This is a genomic window from Pseudomonas sp. V98_8 (assembly GCF_029967975.1).
GTDB lineage: Bacteria > Pseudomonadota > Gammaproteobacteria > Pseudomonadales > Pseudomonadaceae > Aquipseudomonas > Aquipseudomonas umsongensis.
The window spans coordinates 50,258-75,397 of sequence record NZ_JASCAE010000047.1; the positions used below are offsets into that span (position 1 = coordinate 50,258).

At 58.0% G+C, this 25,140-nt stretch carries 27 protein-coding genes; 14 read left to right on the forward strand and 13 right to left on the reverse strand.

Annotation, left to right across the window (positions count from 1 at the left end; genetic code table 11):
* Window positions 1–53: 53 nt before the first annotated feature.
* Window positions 54–779: an MBL fold metallo-hydrolase gene (locus QLG10_RS15330; RefSeq protein ID WP_188264191.1), complete on the forward strand. Its 726-nt coding sequence runs from the start codon at window positions 54–56 to the stop codon at window positions 777–779.
* A 66-nt stretch (window positions 780–845) separates the two neighbouring features.
* Window positions 846–1,097: an acyl carrier protein gene (locus QLG10_RS15335; protein WP_110752635.1), complete on the forward strand. Its 252-nt coding sequence runs from the start codon at window positions 846–848 to the stop codon at window positions 1,095–1,097.
* Between the two features lie 84 nt (window positions 1,098–1,181).
* Here QLG10_RS15335 and QLG10_RS15340 read toward each other — a convergent pair whose 3' ends face one another.
* The 3 genes from QLG10_RS15340 to QLG10_RS15350 all read right to left on the reverse strand — a co-directional run bounded on the left by QLG10_RS15340 (window position 1,182) and on the right by QLG10_RS15350 (window position 3,301).
* Window positions 1,182–1,310: a PA1414 family protein gene (locus QLG10_RS15340; RefSeq protein WP_007914492.1), complete on the reverse strand. Its 129-nt coding sequence runs from the start codon at window positions 1,308–1,310 to the stop codon at window positions 1,182–1,184.
* A gap of 185 nt (window positions 1,311–1,495) precedes the next feature.
* Entirely contained in the window at window positions 1,496–2,431 is a 936-nt protein-coding gene (locus QLG10_RS15345) for a DMT family transporter (RefSeq protein ID WP_282487645.1), read from the reverse strand.
* Window positions 2,432–2,464: 33 nt separating this feature from the next.
* Window positions 2,465–3,301 (reverse strand): S1-like domain-containing RNA-binding protein, encoded by an 837-nt coding sequence (locus QLG10_RS15350; protein WP_179056192.1) that lies wholly within the window; start codon window positions 3,299–3,301, stop codon window positions 2,465–2,467.
* A 349-nt stretch (window positions 3,302–3,650) separates the two neighbouring features.
* On the opposite strand from QLG10_RS15350, the gene QLG10_RS15355 reads away from it, so the two are divergent.
* The 3 genes from QLG10_RS15355 to QLG10_RS15365 all read left to right on the forward strand — a co-directional run bounded on the left by QLG10_RS15355 (window position 3,651) and on the right by QLG10_RS15365 (window position 5,711).
* Window positions 3,651–3,839, forward strand: coding sequence for a hypothetical protein (locus QLG10_RS15355; protein ID WP_020795406.1), 189 nt, complete (start codon window positions 3,651–3,653; stop codon window positions 3,837–3,839).
* Window positions 3,840–4,041: 202 nt separating this feature from the next.
* The gene (locus tag QLG10_RS15360; RefSeq protein ID WP_188264193.1) at window positions 4,042–4,764 is read left to right on the forward strand and encodes a TorF family putative porin; all 723 of its coding nucleotides are present in this window, start codon (window positions 4,042–4,044) and stop codon (window positions 4,762–4,764) included.
* Window positions 4,765–4,841: 77 nt separating this feature from the next.
* Entirely contained in the window at window positions 4,842–5,711 is an 870-nt protein-coding gene (locus QLG10_RS15365) for a DUF6279 family lipoprotein (protein WP_282487646.1), read from the forward strand.
* Window positions 5,712–5,772: 61 nt separating this feature from the next.
* On the opposite strand, the gene QLG10_RS15370 is transcribed toward QLG10_RS15365, so the two are convergent.
* The gene (locus QLG10_RS15370) at window positions 5,773–6,162 is read right to left on the reverse strand and encodes a transcriptional regulator (protein WP_282487647.1); all 390 of its coding nucleotides are present in this window, start codon (window positions 6,160–6,162) and stop codon (window positions 5,773–5,775) included.
* A 180-nt stretch (window positions 6,163–6,342) separates the two neighbouring features.
* Between QLG10_RS15370 and QLG10_RS15375 the strand changes: the two genes are divergently transcribed.
* Window positions 6,343–7,077 carry a thioredoxin family protein gene (locus QLG10_RS15375; RefSeq protein ID WP_110752623.1) on the forward strand — a complete coding sequence of 245 codons (735 nt, stop codon included), beginning with the start codon at window positions 6,343–6,345 and terminating at the stop codon, window positions 7,075–7,077.
* A 69-nt stretch (window positions 7,078–7,146) separates the two neighbouring features.
* Window positions 7,147–7,422 carry a hypothetical protein gene (locus QLG10_RS15380; protein ID WP_110752621.1) on the forward strand — a complete coding sequence of 92 codons (276 nt, stop codon included), beginning with the start codon at window positions 7,147–7,149 and terminating at the stop codon, window positions 7,420–7,422.
* Window positions 7,423–7,557: 135 nt separating this feature from the next.
* Here QLG10_RS15380 and QLG10_RS15385 read toward each other — a convergent pair whose 3' ends face one another.
* Window positions 7,558–8,898, reverse strand: coding sequence for a DEAD/DEAH box helicase (locus QLG10_RS15385; protein WP_110752707.1), 1,341 nt, complete (start codon window positions 8,896–8,898; stop codon window positions 7,558–7,560).
* Window positions 8,899–9,090: 192 nt separating this feature from the next.
* Here QLG10_RS15385 and QLG10_RS15390 point away from each other — a divergent pair, with 192 nt between their 5' ends.
* Window positions 9,091–10,389, forward strand: a complete 1,299-nt coding sequence (locus tag QLG10_RS15390) for a mechanosensitive ion channel family protein (RefSeq protein WP_110752619.1) — start codon at window positions 9,091–9,093, stop codon at window positions 10,387–10,389.
* Between the two features lie 137 nt (window positions 10,390–10,526).
* Window positions 10,527–11,159, forward strand: a complete 633-nt coding sequence (gene ycaC, locus QLG10_RS15395) for an isochorismate family cysteine hydrolase YcaC (protein WP_008060104.1) — start codon at window positions 10,527–10,529, stop codon at window positions 11,157–11,159.
* A 79-nt stretch (window positions 11,160–11,238) separates the two neighbouring features.
* On the opposite strand, the gene QLG10_RS15400 is transcribed toward ycaC, so the two are convergent.
* Together QLG10_RS15400 and QLG10_RS15405 are read right to left on the reverse strand one after the other, a co-directional pair.
* Window positions 11,239–12,471: an MFS transporter gene (locus QLG10_RS15400; RefSeq protein WP_110752617.1), complete on the reverse strand. Its 1,233-nt coding sequence runs from the start codon at window positions 12,469–12,471 to the stop codon at window positions 11,239–11,241.
* Window positions 12,472–12,560: 89 nt separating this feature from the next.
* A complete protein-coding gene (locus QLG10_RS15405) occupies window positions 12,561–13,238 on the reverse strand; it encodes an RraA family protein (RefSeq protein ID WP_110752615.1) in 678 nt (225 codons plus the stop codon).
* Window positions 13,239–13,468: 230 nt separating this feature from the next.
* Between QLG10_RS15405 and QLG10_RS15410 the strand changes: the two genes are divergently transcribed.
* Window positions 13,469–14,446, forward strand: a complete 978-nt coding sequence (locus tag QLG10_RS15410) for a hydroxyacid dehydrogenase (protein ID WP_110752613.1) — start codon at window positions 13,469–13,471, stop codon at window positions 14,444–14,446.
* A gap of 82 nt (window positions 14,447–14,528) precedes the next feature.
* The gene (locus tag QLG10_RS15415) at window positions 14,529–15,857 is read left to right on the forward strand and encodes an MFS transporter (protein WP_110752611.1); all 1,329 of its coding nucleotides are present in this window, start codon (window positions 14,529–14,531) and stop codon (window positions 15,855–15,857) included.
* Window positions 15,858–15,966: 109 nt separating this feature from the next.
* Here QLG10_RS15415 and QLG10_RS15420 read toward each other — a convergent pair whose 3' ends face one another.
* The 6 genes from QLG10_RS15420 to QLG10_RS15445 all read right to left on the reverse strand — a co-directional run bounded on the left by QLG10_RS15420 (window position 15,967) and on the right by QLG10_RS15445 (window position 22,750).
* Window positions 15,967–16,698, reverse strand: coding sequence for a helix-turn-helix domain-containing protein (locus QLG10_RS15420; protein ID WP_110752609.1), 732 nt, complete (start codon window positions 16,696–16,698; stop codon window positions 15,967–15,969).
* 189 nt (window positions 16,699–16,887) lie between these two features.
* Window positions 16,888–18,531, reverse strand: a complete 1,644-nt coding sequence (locus tag QLG10_RS15425; protein WP_020795415.1) for an acetolactate synthase large subunit — start codon at window positions 18,529–18,531, stop codon at window positions 16,888–16,890.
* 170 nt (window positions 18,532–18,701) lie between these two features.
* Window positions 18,702–20,096 (reverse strand): OprD family porin, encoded by a 1,395-nt coding sequence (locus QLG10_RS15430; protein WP_282487648.1) that lies wholly within the window; start codon window positions 20,094–20,096, stop codon window positions 18,702–18,704.
* A gap of 401 nt (window positions 20,097–20,497) precedes the next feature.
* On the reverse strand, window positions 20,498–21,364 hold the full coding sequence (locus QLG10_RS15435; protein ID WP_110752607.1) for a carboxylate/amino acid/amine transporter: 867 nt from the start codon (window positions 21,362–21,364) through the stop codon (window positions 20,498–20,500).
* 321 nt (window positions 21,365–21,685) lie between these two features.
* Complete coding sequence (locus tag QLG10_RS15440) at window positions 21,686–22,285, reverse strand: FMN-dependent NADH-azoreductase (RefSeq protein WP_033044030.1); 600 nt, start codon at window positions 22,283–22,285, stop codon at window positions 21,686–21,688.
* 150 nt (window positions 22,286–22,435) lie between these two features.
* Window positions 22,436–22,750, reverse strand: a complete 315-nt coding sequence (locus QLG10_RS15445; protein ID WP_248677071.1) for a 3-phosphoglycerate kinase — start codon at window positions 22,748–22,750, stop codon at window positions 22,436–22,438.
* Between the two features lie 50 nt (window positions 22,751–22,800).
* Here QLG10_RS15445 and QLG10_RS15450 point away from each other — a divergent pair, with 50 nt between their 5' ends.
* The 3 genes from QLG10_RS15450 to QLG10_RS15460 are packed head-to-tail and all read left to right on the forward strand — an operon-like array spanning window position 22,801 to window position 25,105.
* The gene (locus QLG10_RS15450) at window positions 22,801–23,724 is read left to right on the forward strand and encodes a LysR family transcriptional regulator (RefSeq protein ID WP_020801289.1); all 924 of its coding nucleotides are present in this window, start codon (window positions 22,801–22,803) and stop codon (window positions 23,722–23,724) included.
* A gap of 14 nt (window positions 23,725–23,738) precedes the next feature.
* Complete coding sequence (locus tag QLG10_RS15455) at window positions 23,739–24,554, forward strand: alpha/beta hydrolase (RefSeq protein ID WP_282487649.1); 816 nt, start codon at window positions 23,739–23,741, stop codon at window positions 24,552–24,554.
* Complete coding sequence (locus tag QLG10_RS15460) at window positions 24,548–25,105, forward strand: peptidylprolyl isomerase A (protein ID WP_020801287.1); 558 nt, start codon at window positions 24,548–24,550, stop codon at window positions 25,103–25,105. The genes QLG10_RS15455 and QLG10_RS15460 overlap by 7 nt, the downstream gene beginning before the upstream one ends.
* Window positions 25,106–25,140: the final 35 nt, after the last annotated feature.

Genomic DNA, 25,140 nt, shown 5'->3' on the forward strand with positions numbered 1-25,140 from the left:
GAGTGTGGCGTCGGTTGCCACACTCGTTTTTTTTCGCCTGAAGGAAACCGCCCATGAAGATCGTCAGCCGCGATCAGTGGTTCGAAGTCAAACAGCTCAGTGATGGCATCCGCCTGATTCACGAGCCTTACATCCGCCCTTTCTATCGCTGCAACCTTTGGCACATTCAAGGCCGCGACAAAGACCTGTTGCTCGACAGCGGCTCGGGGCTGGTCAGCCTGCGCGAACAACTGCCGTGGATTACCGAGCGGCCCTTGGTGGCAGTGGCCAGTCACTGCCATTTCGACCACATCGCCGGGCACCACGAATTCGCGCAGCGCCTGGTACACCCGGCCGAAGCGGATATCCTGGCCGCGCCGGACGGCGAAAATGACTTGAGCAAAGCCTTTGTCGGCGATGACATGTTCGAAGCGCACCCCGATTGCCCATTGTGCTACGCCGAATATCGGGTCAAGGCCGCACCGGCCACCGGGACGATCGACGAAGGCGACGTGCTCGACCTGGGCAACCGGGTGCTGCAAGTGCTGCATACACCGGGGCACTCGCCGGGAGGCATCAGCCTGTACGAAGCCGCGACCGAGACCCTGTTCAGCGGCGACATCATCTACGACGGGCCGTTGATCGAAGACGCCTACCACTCCAACCTCGACGATTACGCCCGCAGTTTGCAGCGCTTGCGCGCCCTGCCGATCCGTACGGTACATGGCGGGCATTTCGGCAGTTTTTCCGGGGACCATCTGCGGCACATGATTGACCAGTGGCAGCGCTCACACGCCTGAAGCCTGCTGTACTCAACTTCAGGAACAACCCGCAGGGACAGTCACCACAATCGTGGAAGACCTGCCATGAAGAGAGCTGCCGTGCGCGCCGCTGTACATCACTTCATCAGCCGCCTGCTGGAAGGCCAGGATGACTTCGACGACAACGCCAGCCTGGCGCAGTTAGGATTGGATAGAGCGGATATCGAAGACTTGATCTTCCATCTCGAAGACGAACTTGGCTTGACGGCTTTTACCGCCGAGGAAGACCAGATGCTCAAGACCGCCAGGACGGCGAACGACTTGAGCCGGTTCTTGATGGAGATCGGGCGGCATTGACCTGGCCGATCTTCCTGCACGCATCACTGCGCATGGAGTAGCCAGCAGCAACCCTTGGCTGCTGCTGCAAAGACGGCGTCGCGATTACCGGCGACGCTGCTGGCGTCGGCGCTGTTCGTCGTCGGTGCGAATAGGCACAGGTTGCAGAGGCGGTTCGATCAAACCGAGTGCAACACCCAAGTCGTGCAGCCAGTTTTGAATTTTCTCTTTCATGATGCCCCCTTCAGGGTAGTGCCGGGCGACCGGAATTCTGTAGCCGCTTCGCACTGATAATAGTCCGAAGTGTCGAGCAATGCTCGCCGAACATGACAACGATCTGTTACTGAATGGGTCACAATCCGACGACCTGAGTTCATCCGGGCGTATCACCGACCGCTGGCGGCCTGCATGGCAGCCGTTCAAGCCTGCCCAAGGACCCTGCGCAACCGGCGACGCACCCAGTGTTCAGCGCTGACGAAGGTAATCCCCAGCAACACCAGCACGGCACCGATGACGAAGTTGAGGCTCAGCGCCTCCCCCAGCAGGACAACCCCGAACGTGACGCCAAACAAGGGCGTCATGAACGAAAAAACCGCGAGATTGGCCGCCAGATAACGGCGCAGCAACCAGAACCAGACCAGGTAGCTGAAGAACGACACCACGATGCCCTGGAACAAAACACTGGCCAGCGCGACACCGGTCAGGCTGACATGGGTGATCTGGCCGCTGAGCAATGCAATCAGCAGCAGCAGGCCGACAAAACCGACGATCAACTGGTAAAACAACGTCAGGGTCACCGGCGCCTCCGACAGACGCGACGCGCGCACCACCACAGTGGTCGCCCCCCAGCAAGCCCCCGCCAGTACGCCCAAAGCATCGCCCAGCAACATGCGGCGATCGAGGTTATCCCAGGACAACCCTGCAGCAAACGCAATGCCGATCCCGACGAAGGCCAGGAAAATGCCCAGCCATTGCAGAGGCCGCAGACGCTCACTCGGCAGCAACCAGTGCACGCCCAACGCCGTGAAAATCGGCGCGGTGTAGAGGAACACCGACATGTGCGCCGCCGTGGTCAATTGCAGGCCTTCGGAAATGAACAGGAACTCCAGGCCAAACAAGGCCCCGGCCAACAGCCCGCCACGCCAGGTGGCGCCTACCTGATTCCAGCCGCCCTTCCAGCAGATCAACAACCCCACCAGCAGCGCGGACATACCCGAACGCCCCGCTGCCTGCATGACCGGCGCAATATCGGGCGCCGCCCACTTGATCATCACCTGCTGAATGCCCCAGACCAGGCACAACCCCACCATCACTTGCAGGGCAAATCCGTCGGCGCTGCGCCGGGTGGCGCTCACCCTGAAACCTCGACATCAAAGCACATGGGCGACTCAGCTCAATTCAATACGATCGGCATGAATCACGATCTGGCCGTTCTTGTACAACGCGCCGATAGCCTTTTTGAAGTTGCCCTTGCTGACGCCGAACATGCTGCTGATCAGGGTCGGATCGCTCTTGTCGCTGACTGCCAGGCTGCCGTTGTTCTCGCGCAACTTGGCGAGGATCTTGGCGTTCAGGCTACTGGCCGCTTCGACGCCTACCGGTTGCAGGCTCAGGCTGATCTTGCCGTCGCTGCGAACTTCCTTGATGAAGCCCTTCTCTTCCTTGCCAGCGCGCATGAACTTGAAGATTTCGTTCTTGTGAATCAAGCCCCAGTGCTTGTTGTTAATGATGGCCTTGAAACCCATGTCGGTGGCTTCGGCCACCAGCAAGTCAACTTCCTGGCCTGGGGTGTAGTTGGCGGGCGTCTTGTCCAGGTACCGATCCAGGCGCGCGGTCGCCGTAATGCGACGGGTATGCTTGTCGAGATAGACATGCACCACGGCGTATTCCCCGGCCGTCATCTGGCGCTTTTCTTCCGAATACGGCAGCAACAGGTCTTTGGGCAGCCCCCAATCCAGGAACACGCCAATGCTGTTGACTTCAACAACTTTCAAACTGGCGAATTCACCGACTTGAACTTTCGGCTTTTCAGTCGTAGCGATGAGTTTGTCATCGCTGTCCAGATAAACAAAAACGTTTAGCCAGTCTTCATCTTCGCTGGGAATATCTTTTGGAATATAACGATTAGGCAACAGGATTTCGCCATCCGCGCCACCGTCCAGATATAAACCGAAGTTAGTGTGTTTAACTACTTGCAAACTGTTGTAACGCCCAACTAAAGCCATGTCCAATACCCTCATTGCGTGGCGGCATTCTACCCGGTTTTAGCGGTCAGGATCGCCAGTCAGCCCGATGGCACCGGAAATTCCTTGCAAAGCCTTAATTTTTCCCGGCTTTGCCATTTTCTGGCCGCCGCTCGTCAGACCGGATCGACGATTTTCGTTGCCGCCCGCCCAAGGCGAAAACGCTATATTTCCATCAGGTTCATAGTTAAAACAGCGGCTTAGGGTGATATTTCATAATCCAACTTGCCTATTATGGCACCCCCACTCAATGTGCCCCAGCGGATATTTGCCAAGCAAATAGACAGTTAATCCTGTACGATGCCTGGCCAAGTTAATTTTCTACAGGTTAATGGCCGCCATGCGCGTAAAAGCATCCAACAGCAAAGCAAAGCCAGCTCCAGCCGTCGAAACCAGCGAATCGATCAACAACCAGATCGCTGCGTTCCTCAAATCCGGTGGTGAAATCCAGCAAATTGCCAAAGGTGTCAGCGGCCAGTCGTTCGGCCCATCCAAGCAGATCACCTTGGGCAAGAAGTAATCCCCTGAGCTGTACCTGGTCCCTAAGCGCTTTGAGCTTCGAAGCGCTTGGACTGGAACCCTGCAACATTCTCGCCTGACCCTCCTTTCTTGTAAAAATCGACGAACGGCCTACGCGGCCCGCTATTCGTCGGTATCCTTGCACGCGTCTAGATCAAGCGTTTCAGCAGGCCCCAGCCTGTCCGCGGTTCATGGAGTGACGCATGCGCACACCCTCTTGTTTGTCCTTGCTGCTCGGCGGCCTGCTGGCGTGCCAGGGGGTGCACGGGCAAATCTTTCAACGCGAGCTGGGGGATTTCGACCTCAAGCTCGGGAGCAGTCCCAGCCGCAGCATGGCCCAAGGCCTCGTCAAGCCATCGGCCATCGGCTCGTTCCATGGCGGCCTGGACCTGACCCATGACAGCGGTTTCTACGTCGGCCAATGGTCGCCGAGCATGGGCATCAGCCCGGGAAAAAACCTCGAAATCGACTCTTACGCGGGCTTCAAGCAACCCTTCGACCAGGTCCTCGGCTACGAAGTAGGCGTCATCCATTACAGCTACCCCGAAGTCGCGACCCTCGACAGCCAGGAAATCTTCGGTGGCCTGACCCTGCTGGGCAGCCGTTTCGGCGCCGCCTTGAGCAACGATCCAGACAAGCAGAACAGCACGCTGTTTGCCGACCTGCGCGGCAACCAGCCGTTCGGCATCGGCGTCAGCATGAAATACACCACCCATCAATTGAACACGCCGGTCGCCGTGGACGGTGGGTATGTCGGCAGCTTCACCGATTGGTCGGTAAAACTGTCCCGACCGTTCATGGGCATCGACCTCGATTTGATCTATAGCGATTCCAGCCTCAGCGGCAGCTATTGTTCAGCCTATACCGGGCAAAACAGCCAGTGCGACGCACTCCTCACCCTCAAGGCCGAACGCACGTTCTACTGATGGGCTGAACTGCCGGGTTGATTGCGCGTTCAGATGAGAATCAGCGCCAGAAACCAGGCTTTCGCAAGGATTCGCCCATGTCACGCTGGATCAAACACATTGCCTTTGTGCTCATGCTCACCCTCGCCCTCGGCGCGTGCAACCGCATGGGCCTGGCTTATCGCAACCTCGACGTGATCATTCCCTGGACGCTCAGCGATTACCTGGACATGAACGGCGAGCAGAAAAGCTGGCTCAACGAACGCTTGAAGGAACACCTGAGCTGGCATTGCACGACACAAATGCCGGGATATCTCGACTGGCTGGAGCGCTTGCAGACCATGATCGCGACCAATCAGGTAACCGATGACGCGCTGAAGGCGCGTACGGTGGAGGCCGAAAGAGCGATTGCCGAAACAGCCCGGGAAATCACCCCGTCAGCCATCGAATTGCTGCAAGGCCTGGACGACAATCAGGTCGCGGAAATGAACGAGGCCTTCGCCAAGGACCAGCGCAAGCGTCAGGAGCGATACGTGAAACCCCCGCTGGACCAGCAGATAAAACAGCGTGGCGAGCGCATGGTGAAACGCCTGAATGAATGGCTCGGACCACTCGACCCCTCGCAACAACAGCGAGTCATGGCCTGGTCAAATGCCTTGGGCGACCAAAATACCCAGTGGATTGCCAACCGCGTCCACTGGCAGAAACAGTTCAGCGCCGCCGTGGCGCAGCGTCAGGCACCACAATTCCCACAGCGAATCGAGACGCTCCTGGTCAACCGCGAAAGCTTATGGACACCTGCCTATCGACAGGCCTTCGCCAACACCGAAGCCCAGGCGCGGGCGTTGTTTGTGGATTTGATGGCGCAAAGTACGCCACAACAACGTGAGCGCTTGTTGACGAAGATCGAGGGCGTGAAGAAGGATTTCAGTGACCTGAAATGCCTGAAAGCTGCAAAGCAGAGTTGAACGCTACACAAATCCCTTCTCGTAGGAGCGAGTTTGCTCGCTCCTACAAGGTGCATGAACGTCAGGCAATCTGCGCCTTGGAAGCCACTTCATCAAACGTCGATTCGTTTAATGCGTCCTCCTGCTCGTCCAGCACCTGACGCGGATGCTCATCGCCCGGAATACTGCTGTCGATCAGGCTTAACAGCCTCGAACCACGCACCGTTAAAATGTAATTCGAACCGGTACCGCCCTGCTCCTCGGGCCGCGGCTCGATATAACCGCGCGTTAGCAGCAACTTTTCATACTCGCCGGCCACCGCCTTCAGGTGGTCCAGGTTTTCAGGCTGCTCACCTTCAGCGGCTTTCTGCGCGGCGTAATCCTCAGCGTAGTCCCGTGGCGCAAAGCTGACCTGCCCGTTCTGCACTTCATGCAGCAAGCGCTCAATCAAATCCCAGTTATAAGTCATCATCCTGATTCAACCTCCGGTAGCCGTGAGTGAGAGGGTCTTCATAGCTTGTGACAAAAGAGCACGGCAGCCGTTCAGCCCGAGTTTCCATACGGCTACCGACCGACGGTATGTCGATTTACCGGTACGTCAAACGACTAGGCTGTGTAAGTCGCCTCCCCGCCTCACGCAGGAGAAAGCCAAATGAATATTCAGAACCACCCCGTTGTGTCGCGGGAAGAATGGCTCACCGCGCGCAAACAACACCTGGTCCATGAAAAAGCCTTCACCCAGGAGCGGGACAGGCTCAGCGCAGAGCGCCGCGCCTTGCCCTGGGTGAAAATCGACAAGGACTACCACTTCCAAGGGCCTGACGGTGAACTGAAACTCGCCGACCTGTTCGGTGGCCGTAGCCAATTGGTCATTTACCATTTCATGTTCGCCGACGGATGGGACGAGGGCTGTCCAGGTTGCTCCTTCCTGTCCGACCACATCGACGGGGCCAACCAGCATCTGGCGCACCACGATGTCTCTGTGGTGGCGGTATCCCACGCACCGTTCGCCCAGTTCCAGGCGTTCAAACGGCGCATGGGCTGGAAATTCGACTGGGTGTCGTCCGAAGGCTGTGATTTCAATTATGACTTCGGTGTGACGGCCCACCCCGAAGACGTCGCCGCCGGAAGGGCCACCTACAACTACGAAAAAACCGACGGTTCGGAAGAGGAGCTACCCGGCCTCAGTGTGTTTTATCGCAACGACGTCGGCGAGATTTTCCACACCTACTCCACTTATGCCCGAGGGCTGGACCTGCTGGTAGGGACCTACAACTACCTCGACCTGACGCCCAAGGGACGCAACGAAGATGAAATCATGGATTGGGTGCGACATCATGACCGGTATGAGGATAAGGCGCCCTCAAGCTGCTGCCATGGGGGATGAAGGTGAACTTTTTCCCTGCTGCAAGCCTCAACCGGTTAACCCGCCTTAACCGGAACCGAGGCCCGACAGATGAAAACCCTGCTGAAACTCACCCTCGCCACCACCCTCGCCTGCGCCCTGCCCGCCTGGGCCTGCACCCCGGAGGAGGCCACTCTCAAGCGCGAACAGCTGGCCAAGGAAGTCACCAAGCTCACCGAGCAGAACCCGGCCAAGGCCAAGGAGATCAACGACGAGTTGCAGAAGATGGACCTGGGCACTGCTTCCAAGGATTTACCGGATAAATGCCAATTGATCGATCAGCGGCTAAAGGAATTGGGTACCGCAGAGAAGAAAGCGGAAAGCTAAAGATCAAAAAATCAAAAGATCGCAGCCTGCGGCAGCTCCTACCGGTGATTTGGTGTAGGAGCTGCCGCAGGCTGCGATCTTTTGATGTAAAAAAACCCGGACATTGCCCGGGTTTTATTGAGCTAGCCGAAGCGCTTATTCAGCAGCCGGCGCTTCTGGCTTGCGACGCTTGAGCGGGGCCATGCCGTCTTTGCTGACCAGAGAGTCGCTCTTGGGCCGGTTGACGCTCTTGCGCTTGGTCGGGGTCTTGGCGGCGACTTTTTTCTTGTCGCTCTTGGCGTCGGTCTTTTTCTTCTTCACGCCGACAGCCTTGCCGGAGGCCTTGACCTTTTTCGGTCCGCCGTAAGCGCCTTTGACTTCCTTGATGGTGCGGCGCTCGAAGCTCTGCTTAAGGTAGCGCTCGATGCTCGACATCAGGTTCCAGTCGCCGTGGCAGATCAGCGAAATGGCCAGGCCATCGTTACCGGCACGACCGGTACGGCCAATGCGGTGCACGTATTCGTCACCACTGCGCGGCATGTCGAAGTTGATCACCAGGTCCAGGCCGTCCACATCCAGGCCGCGAGCGGCGACGTCGGTGGCCACCAGGATTTTCACCCCACCTTGCTTCAGACGGTCGATCGCCAGCTTGCGATCCTTTTGGTCCTTGTCGCCGTGCAGCACGAACGCCTTGTATTCCTGGGCCACCAGGCGGCCATAGATGCGATCGGCCATGGCCCGGGTGTTGGTGAAGACGATGGCCTTCTGGTAGGTCTCGTTGGCCAGCAGCCAGTTGACGATCTGTTCTTTGTGCTGGTTGTGGTCAGCGGTGATGATTTGCTGACGGGTGGTTTCGTTCAGCTGGCTGACTGCGTTGAGCTGCAGGTGCTCTGGGTTGTTCAACACCTTGGCGACCATCTCGCGCAGGCCCGAACCACCGGTGGTGGCGGAGAACAGCATGGTCTGCTGGCGGTTGGTGCACTCGTCCACCAAGCGCTGCACGTCTTCGGCGAAACCCATGTCGAGCATGCGGTCGGCCTCGTCGAGCACCAGCACCTCGACTTCCTTGAGATCAAGGTTGCCAGCGTTCAATTGCTCGATCATCCGGCCCGGTGTACCGATCAGGATGTCCGGCACCTTGCGCAGCATGGCGGCCTGGACCTTGAAGTCTTCACCGCCAGTGATCAGGCCGGACTTGATGAAGGTGAACTGCGCGAAGCGTTCTACTTCTTTCAAGGTTTGCTGGGCCAGCTCGCGGGTTGGCAACAGGATCAGGGTCTTGATGCTGACGCGGATCTTGGCCGGGCCGATCAAGCGGTTGAGGATCGGCAAGACAAATGCAGCGGTCTTGCCGCTACCGGTTTGCGCTGTCACCCGCAGGTCACGCCCTTGGAGCGCCAGCGGAATAGCCGCTGCTTGCACAGGCGTTGGCTCGACAAATTTAAGCTCGGCCACGGCTTTGAGCAGGCGTTCGTGCAAGGCGAATTCGGAAAACACGGGTGCTACCTCGAAGAAATACAAAAAAACAGCTGCATAGGTTACCGGTTTCGAGCGCGTAGGCCGAGTTTCTTTGTGCAAAAGGCGGTAAACAGTGGTTTTTTTATTGCCCGATTTGTCACCAACGGTCATACAAAACGTCTTAAGTGCTCTAATCGTCCCCCGTGTCCCATTAAAGAATCGTTTTTGCCCATGGATATAAAACAGCTCTGGCTCGATGCCCAAGACCTCTGGGGTGCCCTTGACCAGCACCCGCTCGTGCATGCCAGCCTGGCACTGGTGGTGTTGCTGGTCATCGCCCTGGTCCTCGGACGAGTGGCGCGCTACCTGATCCTGCACGCCAGCAAAATCCTCGGCCGCCAGCCGGCGCTGCACTGGATCAACGACTTGCGTCACAACAAGGTGTTCCAACGCCTGGCACAGATCACACCGTCGCTGGTCATCCAGTTCGGCCTGCACCTGGTACCGGAGCTGAGTAAAACCGCGATGGTTTTCCTCGGCAACGTGGCACTGGCGTTCACCATTCTGTTCCTGCTGCTGTCGATCACAGCCCTGCTCAATGCCCTGCTGGACATCTACGCCCGCACCGAACACGCCCGCACCCGCTCGATCAAGGGCTATGTGCAACTGGCGAAAATGGTGTTGTACGTGTTTGGCGCGATCATCATCGTCGCCACATTGATCGACCGTTCGCCGCTGTTGCTGTTGTCGGGCCTGGGCGCCATGTCGGCGGTGATCCTGTTGGTCTACAAGGACACCCTGCTGTCGTTCGTCGCCAGCGTGCAGCTGACCAGCAACGACATGCTGCGAGTCGGCGACTGGATCGAGATGCCACAGGTCGGTGCCGATGGCGATGTCGTGGACATCACGCTGCACACGGTCAAGGTGCAGAATTTCGACAAGACCATCGTTTCAATCCCGACCTGGCGCCTGATGTCCGAATCATTCAAGAACTGGCGCGGCATGCAACAGTCCGGCGGCCGGCGGATCAAGCGCAGCCTGTTCATCGACGCCAGTGGCGTGCGGTTCATCCGCGATGACGAGGAACTGAGGCTGTCCCAGGTGCACCTGCTGACCGACTACATCAGCCGTAAACAGGCCGAACTCAAGGCCTGGAACGAAGCCCAGGGCAATGTCGCGGCGATGTCGGCCAATCGCCGGCGCATGACCAATATCGGCACCTTTCGCGCTTATGCGCTGGCGTATCTGAAAAGTCACCCAGAGATTCAGCCGAACATGACCTGCATGGTTCGGCAAATGCAGACCACCGCGCAGGGCATCCCGCTGGAAATCTACTGCTTCACCCGCACCACGGCGTGGGCCGATTACGAGCGGATCCAGGGAGATATTTTCGATTACCTGTTGGCGGTGTTGCCGGAGTTTGGCTTGAACCTTTATCAGCAGCCGAGTGGCGGGGATTTGCGGGCCGGGCTGTTGCCGGCGGTGCTGGGCGCGAGCCAGATGCCGGAGGCCGAAAAACACGTTATGTAGCAAAGTAAACCCTGTTCAGATTGTCTCTTCCAGGTTGACAGTTAAACGCTTTTCACCGGCTTTTTCTGCCTCCTCGCCATCTCTAATCTGTGCTCATGTTGAACGACGCCACTCACCTACCTCGAAAGGATTTCACCATGAGCAACGCTACCTACAACCGCCTGAACAAAGACGACGCCGTAGTTTTGTTGATTGACCACCAGACTGGCCTGATTTCCCTGGTTCAAGACTTTTCGCCCAACGAGTTCAAGAACAACGTACTGGCCCTGGCTGACGTGGCAACGTTCTTCGAGCTGCCAACCATCCTCACCACCAGCTTTGAACAAGGCCCCAATGGCCCACTGGTACCCGAACTCAAGGAAATGTTCCCGGACGCGCCCTATATCGCCCGACCTGGCCAGATCAACGCCTGGGACAACGAAGACTTCGTCAAGGCCATCAAGGCGACCGGTCGCAAGCAATTGATCATCGCCGGTGTGGTGACTGACGTCTGCGTGACCTTCCCAACGTTGTCTGCCCTCGCAGAAGGGTTTGAAGTGTTCGTCGTCACGGATTCTTCCGGCACCTTCAACACCACCGTACAACAGGCAGCCTGGAACCGTATGACCCAGGCCGGGGCGCAAATGATGAACTGGTTCTCGGTCGCTTGCGAATTGCAGGGTGACTGGCGCAACGACATTGAAGGCCTGGGCAACCTGCTGTCCCAGCGCATCCCGAACTACCGCAACCTGATGAACAGCTACTCGGCGATGGCAGCGCGCCAGGCTTGATTGGCCATTGAGTTCAGACAACGCATATGCCAAAAGGGCCCTTGAAGGGCCCTTTTGTGCTCAAGCCTGAGTCACTGGGTCAGCCAGGATCTCGATGTTTCAGCCCGCGACCACCGATGCTGGCGATCAGGTAAACGAGCAAAATACCTCCTGCAATGCCCAGGGTCGCAGGCGCTCCATACCTTGCCGCGACCAACCCTGCCAGCATCCCGCCTACCGCTTCAAAGCCAAAGCGCATGGCGATGTAAAATGCAATGACACGACCGCGCATCGAACTCGGAGCGCCGCTCTGCAACTGCATGTTTGTGCTTACGTTGCTCATCGTGATGCCGAACCCCAGCAGCACCAATGCAAACAATGCCAACGGCAAGTCCGCGGCGATGAACACGCCCAACAACGCAAAGCCGCAGACAAGCGCACCGCCATCGGTGAAGTATCGCAAACGCGAGAGCGATCCACTGAAGGCCAGGATCAAGGTGGCCACGAATGCCCCGGCCCCGGCGGCGCCCCATAGCCAGCCAAGGATCCTTGCATCACCGGCATACACCGTCTTGGCGAGAATCGGCAAAAGCGCTGCATAACAGGACGCCAGCAAGTTCACCATGACCACGCTGATCATCAACTGCCGAACGCTCACTGTGTGCCAGAGATAAGCCACCCCTTCGCGAAACACCTGGGAAGTCGAACCGGTTGCTTTTGGCAATGCCGTCGCCTTGACCTTGAGCAACCCCGCCATAAGGCCCAGATAGGCAAATGCCGTCAGGAGGAAACAGCCCGCCTCGTTGGTTACCGCGATCAATGTTCCTGCCAGGGGTGGTCCGATGAACCGCGCGGCATTGATCAACATTGCGTTGAGCACCAAGGCATTGGGCAAGTCCGCCGGGTCGTCGACAAAGCTGCCGATAAGCGCCTGGCGCAGCGGTGTCTCCACGGCATTGAGCAGCCCTAGCAGGAGCGCCATAGCGGCAATGGACGTCCCATCGATCCAGCCGAATTGAGTGATGACCGCAAGCGTGAGTGACTGCAAAACCAGCACCACTTGCACACCGATCAGCAACCGGCGTTTGTCATGACGATCTATCCAGGCCCCCGCGAGCGGCCCGATGAGAAGCTGTGGAGCCAGGGAGAGAAATGTAATGAGGCCCAGGAGAATGGCTGAGCCGGTCAAGTGATAGGCCAGCCACGCCAAAGCCACCTGTTGAACCCATTTGCCCAGGGTAGAGATGCCTTGGCCGACGAAATAGATCTGGAAGTTTCTATTGGCGAGTGCCCGAACGGGTGCAGGCCAATGCGTAGTGCGTGGATTGGACAAGAATGAGGTTCCTTAAAAGGCTACACCATTGCTGGCCGATCCATTGCCTACCGCGCACCGTAAGCATTTGATGCGCGGTAGCCGGTGGATCAGAGCGACAGCAGGCAGCCTTTCTTCTTCAAAGACTCCAACACCCAGGTACGATCATTGTTGCCTTGGGCTATGAGTTCCATCTGTTTTTGCTCGGCAGCATATTTGGCCGTCGCACGATCATGGACTTCGGCGACATGGTCAAAGGGCACGCACAGAAAGCCATCTTCATCGCCAATGACCAGATCGCCCGGCTCAATAACCATACCATCAATGGCGATCGGCACGTTGATCTCACCAGGCCCGTCCTTGTAAGGGCCGCGGTGCGACACACCGGCGGCAAACAGCGGGAAGTCACCGGTGCCGATGTTAGCGGCATCACGAATGGCGCCATTGATGACGATCCCGGCCACACCGCGCTTCACGGCGTAAGCGACCATCATCTCGCCGATCAGGGCGTTGGTCAGATCACCACCCGCGTCCACGACAATGACGTCACCAGGCTCGGCGATGTCGATAGCGTAGTGCAGCATCAGGTTGTCACCCGGACGAGCCTTGACGGTCACTGCCGGGCCGACGAGCACACCTTCACGGTGCATGGGACGCAGGCGAGCGCCCCCTGCAGTCATGCGGTTCATGGAGTCGCTGACGTTGGCCACCGGCAGCTCTCGATAACGTGCAACCCACTCTGCGCTGACTTTGCGTTCGCGACCCAGCACCTGAAATCCAATGCTCATGTGACATACCTCTGTTTGGTTTTATTCGATCACATCGATCACCCTCGATGTCTATTTTTAGAATTGCATTTCATTTATCGCGACGCAATGGGGATTTTTGAAGCCAGGTTGCAATCCGACGAGCGCAAAAAATCGATCTATTGCAACGCCGTTTCATTATGATAGGGTTAGCCATCGCAACCGCTGCAGCGGCCAGCGTTTATCTCAACGATAAAAACAAGGTATCCAAGATGTCCCCTACCATTGTGCTAACCGGTCCTGAACTTGCCGCAGACGCCATGAAACTCGCCGCCGCAGAAGGCGTGAGAATCATTCCAACGACCCCCTATCTGCCCGCGGAGCAACTGGAAGCCATCATTCGTGCGGAACAACCCGACGCCATCATCGTTCGCCAGGGTCAATTGACCGGGTCAATGATCAAGGCCTCGAAGAAACTCAAGGCAATCGCCAAGCACGGGGTTGGCTACAACACCATTGACATCGAGGCCGCCGCCGCGTGTGGCGTTCCGGTGAGCATTGCAGTGGGTGCAAATGCCCAGTCCGTCGCGGAGCACGCCTTTGCCTTGATGTTCAGTGTTGCGAGACAGACCGCACTGCTGGATGCGCGCATGCGCGACGGGCATTGGGACAAGTCCGAGGCGAACGGCATTGAATTGTTCGGCAAGACGCTTGGCCTGGTGGGCCTGGGCTCGATCGGCAGCATCCTGATGGATCTGGTCGCCCCACTGCGGATGAAAGTGAAGGTCTACGACCCCTATCTCCAGCAGTTACCGGAGCGCGAACATGTAGAGCGTGAAGTTGACTTCAATCGTCTTCTGAGCGAAAGCGATATCATTAGCCTGCATTGCCCGCTGACCGAGGCCAATCACAACCTCATCGGCGCAGCGCAATTGGAATGCATGCGCCCGGGAAGCATCCTGATCAACACGGCTCGTGGAGAGCTTGTCGATACCCAGGCACTGGTAGAGGCACTGAGCGAACGGAAAATTGCCGGCGCGGGACTCGATACGTTCAATCCCGAGCCGCCACCCGCCGAAAGCCCGCTTTGGGGCCTGCCGACGCTCGTGGCGACGCCCCATGTCGGCGCCAACACCTCTGAGGCACGTGATCGCGTAGGGGTCATGGCATTACGCCAAGTCCTGGATGTCCTGGCGAACAGGGCGCTGGATCCGCGCAGCGTGGTTAACCGACACCTGCTCGACTGCTGATTGAATGCGTCCGCGCGCTCCGTTACCCCAGGGAGCGCCCTCTAAACGCGACACTCCAGAAAAAAAACAATTGGAGAGCCTCATGACTTCACCCACTTCCACCATAAGCGAACTTGAACGCGGCACGATGCACCGAGTCGCCTGGCGCTTACTGCCGTTCCTCATCCTGTGCTATCTGATCGCGATCATTGATCGGGGCAACATCGGCATGGCCTCGCTGCAGATGAACGCAGACCTGGGCCTGACCGCGAAGGTCTTTGGCTTTGCCAGCAGCCTGTTTTTCTTTGCTTACTTCCTTGTAGAAGTGCCCAGTAACCTGGCCATGCAAAAATTTGGTGCGCGGATCTGGATCGCCAGGATCATGATCACCTGGGGCATCATTTCGACGGGAACCGCCTTCGTCCAGGGGGCTAACTCCCTGTACGTGATGCGCTTCCTGCTGGGTGCCGCCGAGGCCGGTTTCTTCCCGGGCGTGCTCTTGTATCTCACCTACTGGCTACCCTCGGCCTATCGTGCCCGCATGGTCGCCATCTTCATGGTTGCCATCCCCGCCGCCAACTTCATTGGCTCGCCTTTGTCCGGGCTGCTGCTGAGCCTCGATGGCTGGATGGGCATGCGCGGCTGGCACTGGCTGTTCATCATTGAAGGCATTCCGGCAGTCCTCCTGGGCATTGCCTGCCTGTTTGTACTCACGGATCGTCCCGAGCATGCCAAGTGGCTTAGCGATGAACAGCGCAACTGGCTGACCCAGCGCTTGACCGAGGAAGCTTCGAAGAAAACCGCAATCGGCCATATCTCGTTGTGGAAGCTGCTGCGCCACAAGGATATCTGGGTCCTCGCCCTCATCTATTCCGGAGCATCCGCTGCCGGCAGCACCATGAGCGTCTGGGCCCCTCAGTTGCTCAAGACCTTTGGCCTGACCTCCATGGAGATTGGCCTGGTCAATGCCATTCCCTACGGCGTCGCTTCGGTATTGATGATTCTGTGGGGCCGCAGTTCCGATCGTACCGGTGAACGTCGCTGGCACACGGCAATGACCTTGCTGCTCATTGCTGCCGGTCTGCTCATGACCCTGTTCACCTCATCGTTGTCTGCCACGATCGTGATGCTGACCATGGTTCTGGTCGGGGCGTATTCGATGAAGGGGCCATTCTGGGCGCTGGTGTCTGGCTGGCTGTCTTCTTCCACTGCCGCAGCAGGACTGGCAGCGGTTGGCGCCATGGCCAACCTGATCGGTGGAGGCCTGATGGTGAATGCCTACGGCGCGATTCACGATGCAACCGGCAGCTATGCACTGGCATTGATGCCGCTGGCAGCACTCTGCACCGCTGCCGGGCTAATGGTTCTGGTCATCGGTCGCAAACGCCAGCTTGAACAAGCGGCGCTTGTCGAGACAGTCAGCGCCAAGTAGACACGGCCTCACCCAACGCTCGATGCCCATTTCCCCTTGGGGGAACATGGGCATCGTTGTTTCGATACTACAAAAAGCGAGGGTTCTGTTGCCTGGCGACAACCCGGTATCACTTTACGGTTTCCAGCTCGCTGTTGGCGGGCGTACTGTCCGTTGGCTTGAAACCCAGGCTTCGCATCAGGTCACGCGCGGTATCGAAAAAGATGGCCGAGATGCTGTCGGCAGCTTCTTCAGTCAATCGGCTTGCAGGCCCGGAAATGACCAGCGCGCCCATCAGTTCTTGCTGAGCGCCATAGATAGGCAGGGCCATCGAGGCCGCGTGAGGATCCGTTGCACCGCGCGAGTAATAAGGTTTTGCCAGTGCGATGCCTACCTGGAAAGGTGCACGCAGCGCCTGGGCACCGGCCGCTTCGTCCATGGGACGCATATCGCCTGGCTGCAGGTTGAGCCGCAGGCTGTGGAAGGAATTCACCCGGTACTGGCACATCCGGTACGCGCCATGACGGACGTAGAACGATGCGGTTTCGCCGGACTGTTCGCAAAGGTATTGCAGCCTTGGCATCACATGACGCTCAAGATCCAGGGCCTCCTGGTAAACAGCATTGAGCCTCATGACCTCACTGGCCAATTGGTAACGGCCATCGGCCATCCTATTGATCAGGCCATGATTCTCCAGCGAGACCATCAAGCGCATGACCGTGCTTTTTATCAGCCCGGTACGCTCGACCAGTTCCACCAGGCTCAACGCCGTATCGCCGACTCGAAAAGCCGTGAGCACGGTCAAGACCCGGTCAGCCGAAGCCACACCATTAACCGCTGGACGCGGCCGCGCATTCGCCATCAGAAAAACCTCACCTATTGAGCCCGTTAACAAATCATTGCAAGGGCCGGAACATCGATTATCCGACAAGGATGATATCCTCGCCATCCTCGTGGCCACTCCACTCGCTGGAAGCAGCCTTAAAAGCAAAAAAACCAGTGAGGTGCTATATCGCACCACACTGGCAGGGGTTAAAAACCTGGTTCTAGATCAAATGGCCGCGCTACGCTGGCGCAACTCCATGTTCAGGATGCGGTCGTTTTCGCTGTAATCGACAGGACAGTCGATCACATGCACACCAGGTGTCTTCACACAATGTTCCAGCAACGGCAGGAAACCCTCGGCGCTCTCCACGCGGTGGCCATTGGCGCCATAGGCCTCGGCGTACTTCACGAAATCGGGGTTACCGTAATCCAGGCCGAAATCGGTAAAGCCCATGTTCGCCTGCTTCCAGCGGATCATGCCGTAGCCGTCGTCCCGCAGGATCACCACGGTCAAATTCATGTTCAGGCGAACCGCTGTCTCCAACTCCTGGCTGTTCATCATGAAGCCGCCGTCCCCACACACGGAGATCACCGGACGATCCGGGTACACCAAATGCGCGGCCATGGCTGACGGTAGCCCTGCCCCCATGGTCGCCAGCGCGTTGTCCAGCAGCACGGTGTTGGGTTTGTGCGCCTTGTAGTTGCGGGCAAACCAGATCTTGTAGATGCCATTGTCCAGGGCAACGATGCCCTCGGACGGCAACACGCGACGAATGTCGGCAACCAGGCGCTGTGGGTAGACCGGGAACCTGTTGTCGTCCGCCCCTTCGATGATCTGGGCTTCGTTCGCATCACGAATCGCCATCAGCCGTGTGAAATCCCAATGGCTGGTATCGTTCAGCGCTTCGCCGATCTGCCAGACGGCGTTGGCGATATCGCCAATGACTTCAATCTGCGGGAAATACACGGCATCGACTTCAGCAGAGCGGAAGTTGATGTGGATGACTTCGGTGCCGCCACGCACCATGAAGAATGGCGGCTTCTCGATCACATCGTGCCCGATGTTGACAATCAGGTCGGCAGCCTCGACGGCGCGGTGCACGAAGTCTCCCGACGACAACGCGGCGTTGCCGAGGAAGCGCGGGTGGCGCTCATCAACCACGCCCTTGCCCATCTGGGTGGTGATAAAGGGAATGCCGGTATCGTCGATCAGTTGCTTCAAAACCTTGGCGGTCATTTTGCGGTTGGCACCTGCGCCAATCACCAGGATTGGACTGCGAGCGTTCTGCAACTTCTCGACAGCAGCCTCGACAGCCTTGTGCTCGGCCAATGGACGGCGATGCAAGCTCCGCGGCATCGGCATGCTATCGGTTTGCTCAGCGGCGATATCTTCCGGCAGTTCCAGATGGACGGCTCCGGGCTTTTCCTCTTCAGCGAGGCGAAACGCTTCACGCATCCGCGCCGGGATGTTGTCTGCCGAGGCGAACTGGTGGGTGTACTTGGTAATCGGCGCCATCATGCCGCACACATCAATGATCTGAAAACGGCCTTGCTTGGACTTCTTGATCGGCTTCTGGCCCGTAATCATCATCATGGGCATGCCGCCCAGGTAGGCGTACGCGCTGGCCGTCACCAGATTCGTTGCACCAGGGCCGAGGGTGGAAAGACTGACGCCGGTCTTACCCGTGAGACGGCCGTAGGTAGCGGCCATGAAGCCGGCGGATTGCTCGTGACGCGTGAGCACAAGCTTGATCGTCGACTTGCGTAGGGATTCAAGCAGGTCAAGGTTTTCCTCGCCGGGAATGCCGAATACATACTCGACGCCTTCACTTTCCAGGCATTGCACAACCACATCGGCAGCTTTGGCCATTTTCTTGTCTCACCTACGCTCGGCGGAAATCCGGTAATTTTTGAATAGGTATGCGCTCAACTCCAGGGAGCCGTTTGAATCGGTGTCAGCTCATGAATCAAGGACGGGGCGCGGCACATACAGTGCCTTTACAAAAAACAAAATGCAACGCCGTTCTATTTTTTCCATGTCTAGAACAGAGGCAATGTATAATTGACGATCAGGCGGTTCTGATCACCGTTGCGCGTCGCCTCGCTGCGTGACATTCCATTGCGCCAAGTGAAGCCCATATTCTTGAAGGTGCCACTCTGGATGACGTAATCCAGAGACAGGTCGCGCTCCCATTCCGTCTGCTCGATGCCACTCGATGTCTGGATGTGATCACCCTTCAGGTACATCACGGTAGCCTTGAGCCCAGGTACGCCAAGAGCGGTGAAATCATAGGCGTATTGCGCAAACCCTGTCCGCTCACCCGCACGGGTAAAGTTAAGCAGCATTTTGTCGGTCAATAGATAAAGACTGCTGCCACCGGCCCCCTTATCGATCGAGCCCTGGTTGATCTGCACAAAGTTGCTGTCGTCGGATACCTCTTGATGACCCAGGGTCAGCGCATGCCCGCCCAAGCGATAGGTGAAGGCAGCGCTCCACAGATTATTGTCGATCTCACCGTCGCCGCCCGAGGTGTATCCGCTCGCCACGTACCCCTGACTACGTCCGGAAGTGGTGCCATTGGCGCCATCGGAACGGGTTCTGAAATACCTGAGGTCGGTGGTTAAGGAGCCGTTATCGCCAAGATCCCAGTTGTGGTTGAGCCCCGCGAAATGTTGCGTGTAGTAATCCTCCAGCTGCCCCCCGTAATACTGAAGCAACAAGGAGCGGCTGACGCGGTAGTCGATGCCACCAAAGTAAAACCGGTTACTTTCCTGGGTTCCGCCGTTTACCGCCAAGCCCGTGCGATCGGTCGAGGCTCGCCCCTTCGCACGGTTCAGCGCACCACCTGTGAACGTGAAATTATCCAGATCCCTGGATTGCAGCTGCACGCCTTGGAACGTCTGCGGTAGCAACCGACCATCCGACGCTACCAGCACCGGAATCTTTGGCATTAATTGACCATATCGTAGCTCGGTCTGGCTCAGCTTTGCCTTTGCCGTAGCGCCGAAGCTACTCCACTCACTGGCCGCGCTGTCGCCATCGGAAGGAATCATCGTACTACCGAGGTGCCGGCCTTTTCCGCTGTCCAACGTTACGCCAAGCATACCCATGGCATCGACACCGACGCCGACAGGCCCGGATGTGTAACCAGAGCGGTAATCGAGAATGAAACCCTGGGCCCACTCCTCCGTTTTTGAAGGGTTGGCTGCACCGTCACGGTTGTCGCTGTTGAAGTACAAGTTGCGCATCGACAGATCGGCATGGCTGTCCTTCAGGAAATCAGCCTGGGCAACGGTGGCTGCAAACCCACAACCAGCGAATGTGGCAATGCGGCATATGGAAGGCAGGCGGGGGGTGTGCCATGGAAAGTTCAACATGCAAATCACTCCAATTTTATTGTTTTTTGAAACGACGTTCTTTTTATAGATACTCAAAAAACAATACGCCTCGTCAAGCCTTCGATGAAAATCAATAAAATCCTGCATTACCGGCTAAAAAACAGAGTCGCCTTTTTCCTTGTAATGATTTATTTTGAAACGCAATTGCATTTTACCGCGAGCGAACGCCCACGACCAACGGCGTGCGATCGACTCGCTTAAAGGCGGATGGGAATTGGTTTGTACTGACGGCGGGCCGAGCGGCCTGAAGATTTACCAGGACTGGCGAATCTTCATCAGGGACTACAAGCGGGGGAATCAGGGTGCTCGATAAGGAGAGTGGCGATATTCAGCCGTTTCTGGAATCAGCGGGTTTCAAGGGGGGGTGGGTTCATCCAGTCGCCGCTAGCACTGCCTGATGGTTGACAGTGCCATCGTCGAAATCAATCTCGCGGCCACTAATGCGCAATAGCTGGTTGGCGTACACCCAACCGGCTGATCCACACAGCCATCAAGATCACCGAACCACCGAGCAACAATCGTCCCAATTCTTCATGCTGATTCCAGATCAACAGATTGATCAGCAACCCCACCGGCACATGCAAGTTGTTCATCACCGCCAGGGTCCCGCCATTCACCAGGCACGCGCCCTTGTTCCACCAGTACAACCCCAACGCGGTCGATACCAGGCCGAGGAACAACAGCACCGCCCATTGCAGCGGTGCTTCAGGCAGGAAGTTCTGTTTGCCGAACAGCAGGAACGCCGGCAATGCCACCGCCAATGCGCCCAGGTAGAAATAGCCAAAGCGCCGGTAATGCGGCAAGTCGCTGGGATGACGTGCGACCAGATGTTTGTAGAGCACCTGCCCGGCGGCGTAGGTGAAGTTGGCCAGTTGCAGCAGCAGGAAACCCATGAAGAAATCCGGGTTGATCCGGTCGAAGCGAATCACCGCGGCCCCCGCCACCGCCACCAGTGCCGCGATCAGGGCCCAGGGGTTGAAGCGACGGTTCAACGCGTCTTCGATCAGGGTCACGTGCAGCGGCGTGAGGATGGTGAACAGCAGCACTTCCGGCACCGTCAGCACGCGAAAGCTCAGGTACAGGCAGACATACGTCACACCGAATTGCAGGGCGCCAATCAGCAGCATGCCGCGCATGAAGCCCGGTTCCACCGAGCGCCAGCGGGTCAGCGGGATAAACACCAGCCCCGCCAGCAACACGCGTATCAGCACCGCGAAGTAACTGTCGACATGACCGGCCAGGTACTCGCCGATCAGACTGAAGGAAAACGCCTGGATCAGCGTGACAAAAAGTAGATAGCCCATGCTCGCCTCGTTTTGAATGGCGGCGAAGATAGCGGTTTTTGCCTGTGATCGCACCCTGTAGGAGCCGGCTTGCTGGCGATGGTCATGTATCAGCAGATATCACTGCTGAATGAGACCCCGTCATCGCCAGCAAGCCGGCGCCTACAGAGGTGTGTGCATCCCAGATACCAGGCAAAAAAAAGCCCGATCTCGCTAAAGCGTTCAATCGGGCTAGAGCACTCAGGAGCAACAAGTGCAAAGGGAGGTTCGATGCGCGTGCAGGCTTGAAGGGTTACGCGCCAGGTCACTAGACCATCCAGTGATTATCTGGCGATTAACAACTCAGGCCACCTGGGAAAGCTTGGCGTTCGCCTGGTTCAGGCCTTTCTCCTGGAAGTCGCCGCCCAGGTTCATGCCTTCAGCGTGGATGAACGTCACGTCGTGGATGCCGATGAAGCCCATGACCTGGCGCAGGTAGGGTTCCTGGTGATCCGCGGTGCTGCCGGCGTAGATCCCGCCGCGCGCCGTCAGTACATAAGCGCGCTTGCCACTGAGCAAACCCTGCGGTCCGGTTTCGGTGTACTTGAAGGTGACGCCGGCACGCAGCACATGGTCAAGCCAGGCCTTGAGGGTGCTCGGGATGGCGAAGTTGTACATCGGCGCGGCCATTACCAGCACGTCGGCGGCGAGCAACTCGTCGGTCAGCTGGTTGGAGCGTTCAAGGGAAAGCTGTTCGATGTCGCTGCGTTGCTCGGCGGGCTTCATCCAGCCGCCCAACAAGTTGATGTCCAGATGCGGTACCGGATTGACAGCCAAGTCGCGAACGGTGATCTGGTCGCCGGGGTGCGCGGCTTGCCACTGGCTGATGAAGGTCTGGGTCAGTTGACGGGAAACCGAATCTTGCTGACGGGCACTGCTTTCGATGATCAGAACACGGGACATGGCTTGTAGGCTCCATCTGAGAATGCTGTAAGTCGATGGAGTGAAGGTTAAACAGAGTCATATCGATGAAAAAGCGCAAATAACTGCTATAACCAATCGATAATTTCGTTTATAAGCGGAGCATCAGCAATGGGCGTGCTCCGCTGGAGGTCATTTCGGCTTGCAGGTCATGCTGATGTACAGCTTGATGATCTTGCGATTGAACTTGGCGGAAAGATCCGCGCTTTTACCCGCGTCCAGGTTGACCCTGCGGGTCTTTGGCGATTCAGGACCGTTGCGAAACACCACCGAGCATTCGGCAGCGATGTCGCCGTAGTTGTTCACGGTGATCGAGCCCATGTCGTAATCGGAGGCATAGGTGGTGTAGTCGATCTTCAGTCCATTGAGCTCTTTCTGTACGTCGATCGGATAAGCAAACGCAGTCATTGGCAGCATCGCCAGCAACAAAGAACAGATTTTTTTCATTCAGCAGTCTCCAATAAGAACTGCGCAGCTTAGGACAACAGGAGCCCATCATGAAAGCGCCCCGCGTGACCCTTGATCAATGGCGAACGCTTCAAGCCGTGGTCGACCACGGCGGTTTCGCCCAGGCCGCCGAAGCGCTGCACCGCTCGCAATCGTCGGTCAGTTACACCGTGGCGCGCATGCAAGACCAGCTCGGCGTGCCGTTGTTGCGCATCGACGGGCGCAAGGCGGTACTCACCGAGGCTGGCGGGGTGTTGTTGCGCCGCTCCCGGCAACTGGTGAAACAGGCCAGTCAGCTCGAAGACCTGGCCCATCACATGGAGCAAGGCTGGGAAGCCGAAGTGCGCCTGGTGGTCGATGCCGCCTACCCGAGCGCCCGCCTGGTCCGCGCGCTGACCGCGTTCATGCCGCAAAGCCGCGGCTGTCGCGTGCGCCTGCGCGAAGAGGTGCTATCGGGTGTGGAGGAGGTCCTGCTCGAAGGCGTGGCCGACCTGGCCATCAGCAGTTTCAGCATTCCCGGTTACCTGGGCGCGGAATTGAGCGACGTCGAGTTCGTCGCGGTCGCGCATCCGGAACATCCCCTGCACCGCCTCAATCGCGAACTGAATTTCCAGGACCTGGAAAGCCAGCTGCAAGTGGTCATCCGCGACTCCGGGCGCCAGCAACCACGGGACGTCGGCTGGCTCGGTGCCGAACAACGCTGGACCGTCGGCAGCCTGGCCACCGCCGCCACTTTTGTCGGCAGCGGCCTGGGATTCGCCTGGTTGCCAAGGCACATGATCGAACGGGAACTCAAGGAAGGCACGCTCAAGGTGCTACCGTTGGACCAGGGCGGCAGCCGCAACCCGAGTTTTTACCTGTATTCGAACAAGGAAAAACCGCTCGGCCCGGCGACGCAGATTCTTGTCGAGCTGCTGCGCACGTTCGACACCGCCCCCCTGGACGCACCGTTCGCCGCCCCAGAACAAGCCTGACACGGAGGTAATGCATGGCCTATTTCGAACACGAAGGTTGCAACCTGCACTACGAGGAATATGGCCACGGCGCGCCGTTGCTGCTCGTCCACGGCCTGGGTTCCAGTACCCTCGACTGGGAAGAACAGATCCCCACGCTGGCCGCCCGCTACCGGGTGATCGTTCCGGATGTGCGCGGCCATGGGCGCTCCGACAAGCCCCGCGAGCGCTACAGCATCGCCGGGTTCAGCGCCGACCTGGTGGCGCTGATCGAGCACCTGAACCTGGAGCCCGTGCATTACGTAGGGTTGTCGATGGGGGGCATGATCGGCTTTCAGTTGGGCGTGGACCAGCCGCAATTGCTCAAGAGCCTGTGCATCGTCAATAGCGCACCCGAGGTCAAGTTGCGCAGCCGCGATGATTACTGGCAGTGGTTCAAGCGCTGGAGCCTGATGCGCTTACTCAGCCTTCACAGCATCGGCAAGGCCCTGGGCGGCAAACTGTTCCCCAAGCCAGAACAGGCTGATTTGCGACAAAAGATGGCCGAGCGCTGGGCAAAAAACGACAAACATGCTTATCTCGCCAGCTTCGATGCCATTGTTGGCTGGGGGGTGCAGGAACGACTTTCGAGGATTTCCTGTCCAACCCTCATCGTCAGTGCCGACCGCGACTACACGCCGGTCGCGCTGAAGGAAAACTACGTCAGGCTGCTGCCGAATGCGCGGCTGGCCGTGATCGCCGATTCGCGTCACGCCACCCCGCTGGACCAGCCCGAACGCTTCAACCAGACGCTGCTCGAGTTTCTCACCGCAGTCGACACCTCCACACTCAGGATCACTGACCCATGCTGAAAAAAATCGCCCTCGCCGCTGGCTCCGTACTGTTTGCCGCCAACCTGATGGCGGCAACGCCCGCCAAGGCGCCACACGTTCTTCTGGAAACCACCAACGGCCAGATCGAAATCGAACTGGACCCGGTCAAGGCCCCGATCAGTACCAAGAACTTCCTTGAGTACGTGGACAGCGGCTTCTACAACAACACGATCTTCCACCGTGTGATCCCGGGCTTCATGGTCCAGGGCGGCGGTTTCACCCAGCAAATGCAGCAAAAGGAAACCAAGGCGCCGATCAAGAACGAGCACAAGAACGGCCTGGTCAACGTTCGTGGCACCTTGTCCATGGCCCGTACTTCGGTACCTGACTCAGCCACCAGCCAGTTCTTCATCAACGTCAAGGACAACGATTTCCTCGACCAGGGTGATGGCTACGCGGTGTTCGGCAAAGTGGTCAAGGGCATGGACGTGGTGGACATCATCGTCAATTCGCCCACTACCGTGCGCAATGGCATGAAGGATGTGCCCGCCGACCCGGTGTTCATCAAGTCGGCCAAGCGCATCGACTAAGACTAAGCTGGACAAGGATGTCCGGGCCGTTGCCG

Coding starts and splice junctions, on each gene's coding strand:
- QLG10_RS15330 (WP_188264191.1), top strand. CDS start 54: ATGAAGATCGTCAGCCGCGATCAGTGGTTCGAAGTCAAACAGCTCAGT.
- QLG10_RS15335 (WP_110752635.1), top strand. CDS start 846: ATGAAGAGAGCTGCCGTGCGCGCCGCTGTACATCACTTCATCAGCCGC.
- QLG10_RS15340 (WP_007914492.1), bottom strand. CDS start 1,310: ATGAAAGAGAAAATTCAAAACTGGCTGCACGACTTGGGTGTTGCACTC.
- QLG10_RS15350 (WP_179056192.1), bottom strand. CDS start 3,301: ATGGCTTTAGTTGGGCGTTACAACAGTTTGCAAGTAGTTAAACACACT.
- QLG10_RS15355 (WP_020795406.1), top strand. CDS start 3,651: ATGGCCGCCATGCGCGTAAAAGCATCCAACAGCAAAGCAAAGCCAGCT.
- QLG10_RS15360 (WP_188264193.1), top strand. CDS start 4,042: ATGCGCACACCCTCTTGTTTGTCCTTGCTGCTCGGCGGCCTGCTGGCG.
- QLG10_RS15365 (WP_282487646.1), top strand. CDS start 4,842: ATGTCACGCTGGATCAAACACATTGCCTTTGTGCTCATGCTCACCCTC.
- QLG10_RS15370 (WP_282487647.1), bottom strand. CDS start 6,162: ATGATGACTTATAACTGGGATTTGATTGAGCGCTTGCTGCATGAAGTG.
- QLG10_RS15375 (WP_110752623.1), top strand. CDS start 6,343: ATGAATATTCAGAACCACCCCGTTGTGTCGCGGGAAGAATGGCTCACC.
- QLG10_RS15380 (WP_110752621.1), top strand. CDS start 7,147: ATGAAAACCCTGCTGAAACTCACCCTCGCCACCACCCTCGCCTGCGCC.
- QLG10_RS15390 (WP_110752619.1), top strand. CDS start 9,091: ATGGATATAAAACAGCTCTGGCTCGATGCCCAAGACCTCTGGGGTGCC.
- ycaC (WP_008060104.1), top strand. CDS start 10,527: ATGAGCAACGCTACCTACAACCGCCTGAACAAAGACGACGCCGTAGTT.
- QLG10_RS15405 (WP_110752615.1), bottom strand. CDS start 13,238: ATGAGCATTGGATTTCAGGTGCTGGGTCGCGAACGCAAAGTCAGCGCA.
- QLG10_RS15410 (WP_110752613.1), top strand. CDS start 13,469: ATGTCCCCTACCATTGTGCTAACCGGTCCTGAACTTGCCGCAGACGCC.
- QLG10_RS15415 (WP_110752611.1), top strand. CDS start 14,529: ATGACTTCACCCACTTCCACCATAAGCGAACTTGAACGCGGCACGATG.
- QLG10_RS15420 (WP_110752609.1), bottom strand. CDS start 16,698: ATGGCGAATGCGCGGCCGCGTCCAGCGGTTAATGGTGTGGCTTCGGCT.
- QLG10_RS15425 (WP_020795415.1), bottom strand. CDS start 18,531: ATGGCCAAAGCTGCCGATGTGGTTGTGCAATGCCTGGAAAGTGAAGGC.
- QLG10_RS15435 (WP_110752607.1), bottom strand. CDS start 21,364: ATGGGCTATCTACTTTTTGTCACGCTGATCCAGGCGTTTTCCTTCAGT.
- QLG10_RS15440 (WP_033044030.1), bottom strand. CDS start 22,285: ATGTCCCGTGTTCTGATCATCGAAAGCAGTGCCCGTCAGCAAGATTCG.
- QLG10_RS15445 (WP_248677071.1), bottom strand. CDS start 22,750: ATGAAAAAAATCTGTTCTTTGTTGCTGGCGATGCTGCCAATGACTGCG.
- QLG10_RS15450 (WP_020801289.1), top strand. CDS start 22,801: ATGAAAGCGCCCCGCGTGACCCTTGATCAATGGCGAACGCTTCAAGCC.
- QLG10_RS15455 (WP_282487649.1), top strand. CDS start 23,739: ATGGCCTATTTCGAACACGAAGGTTGCAACCTGCACTACGAGGAATAT.
- QLG10_RS15460 (WP_020801287.1), top strand. CDS start 24,548: ATGCTGAAAAAAATCGCCCTCGCCGCTGGCTCCGTACTGTTTGCCGCC.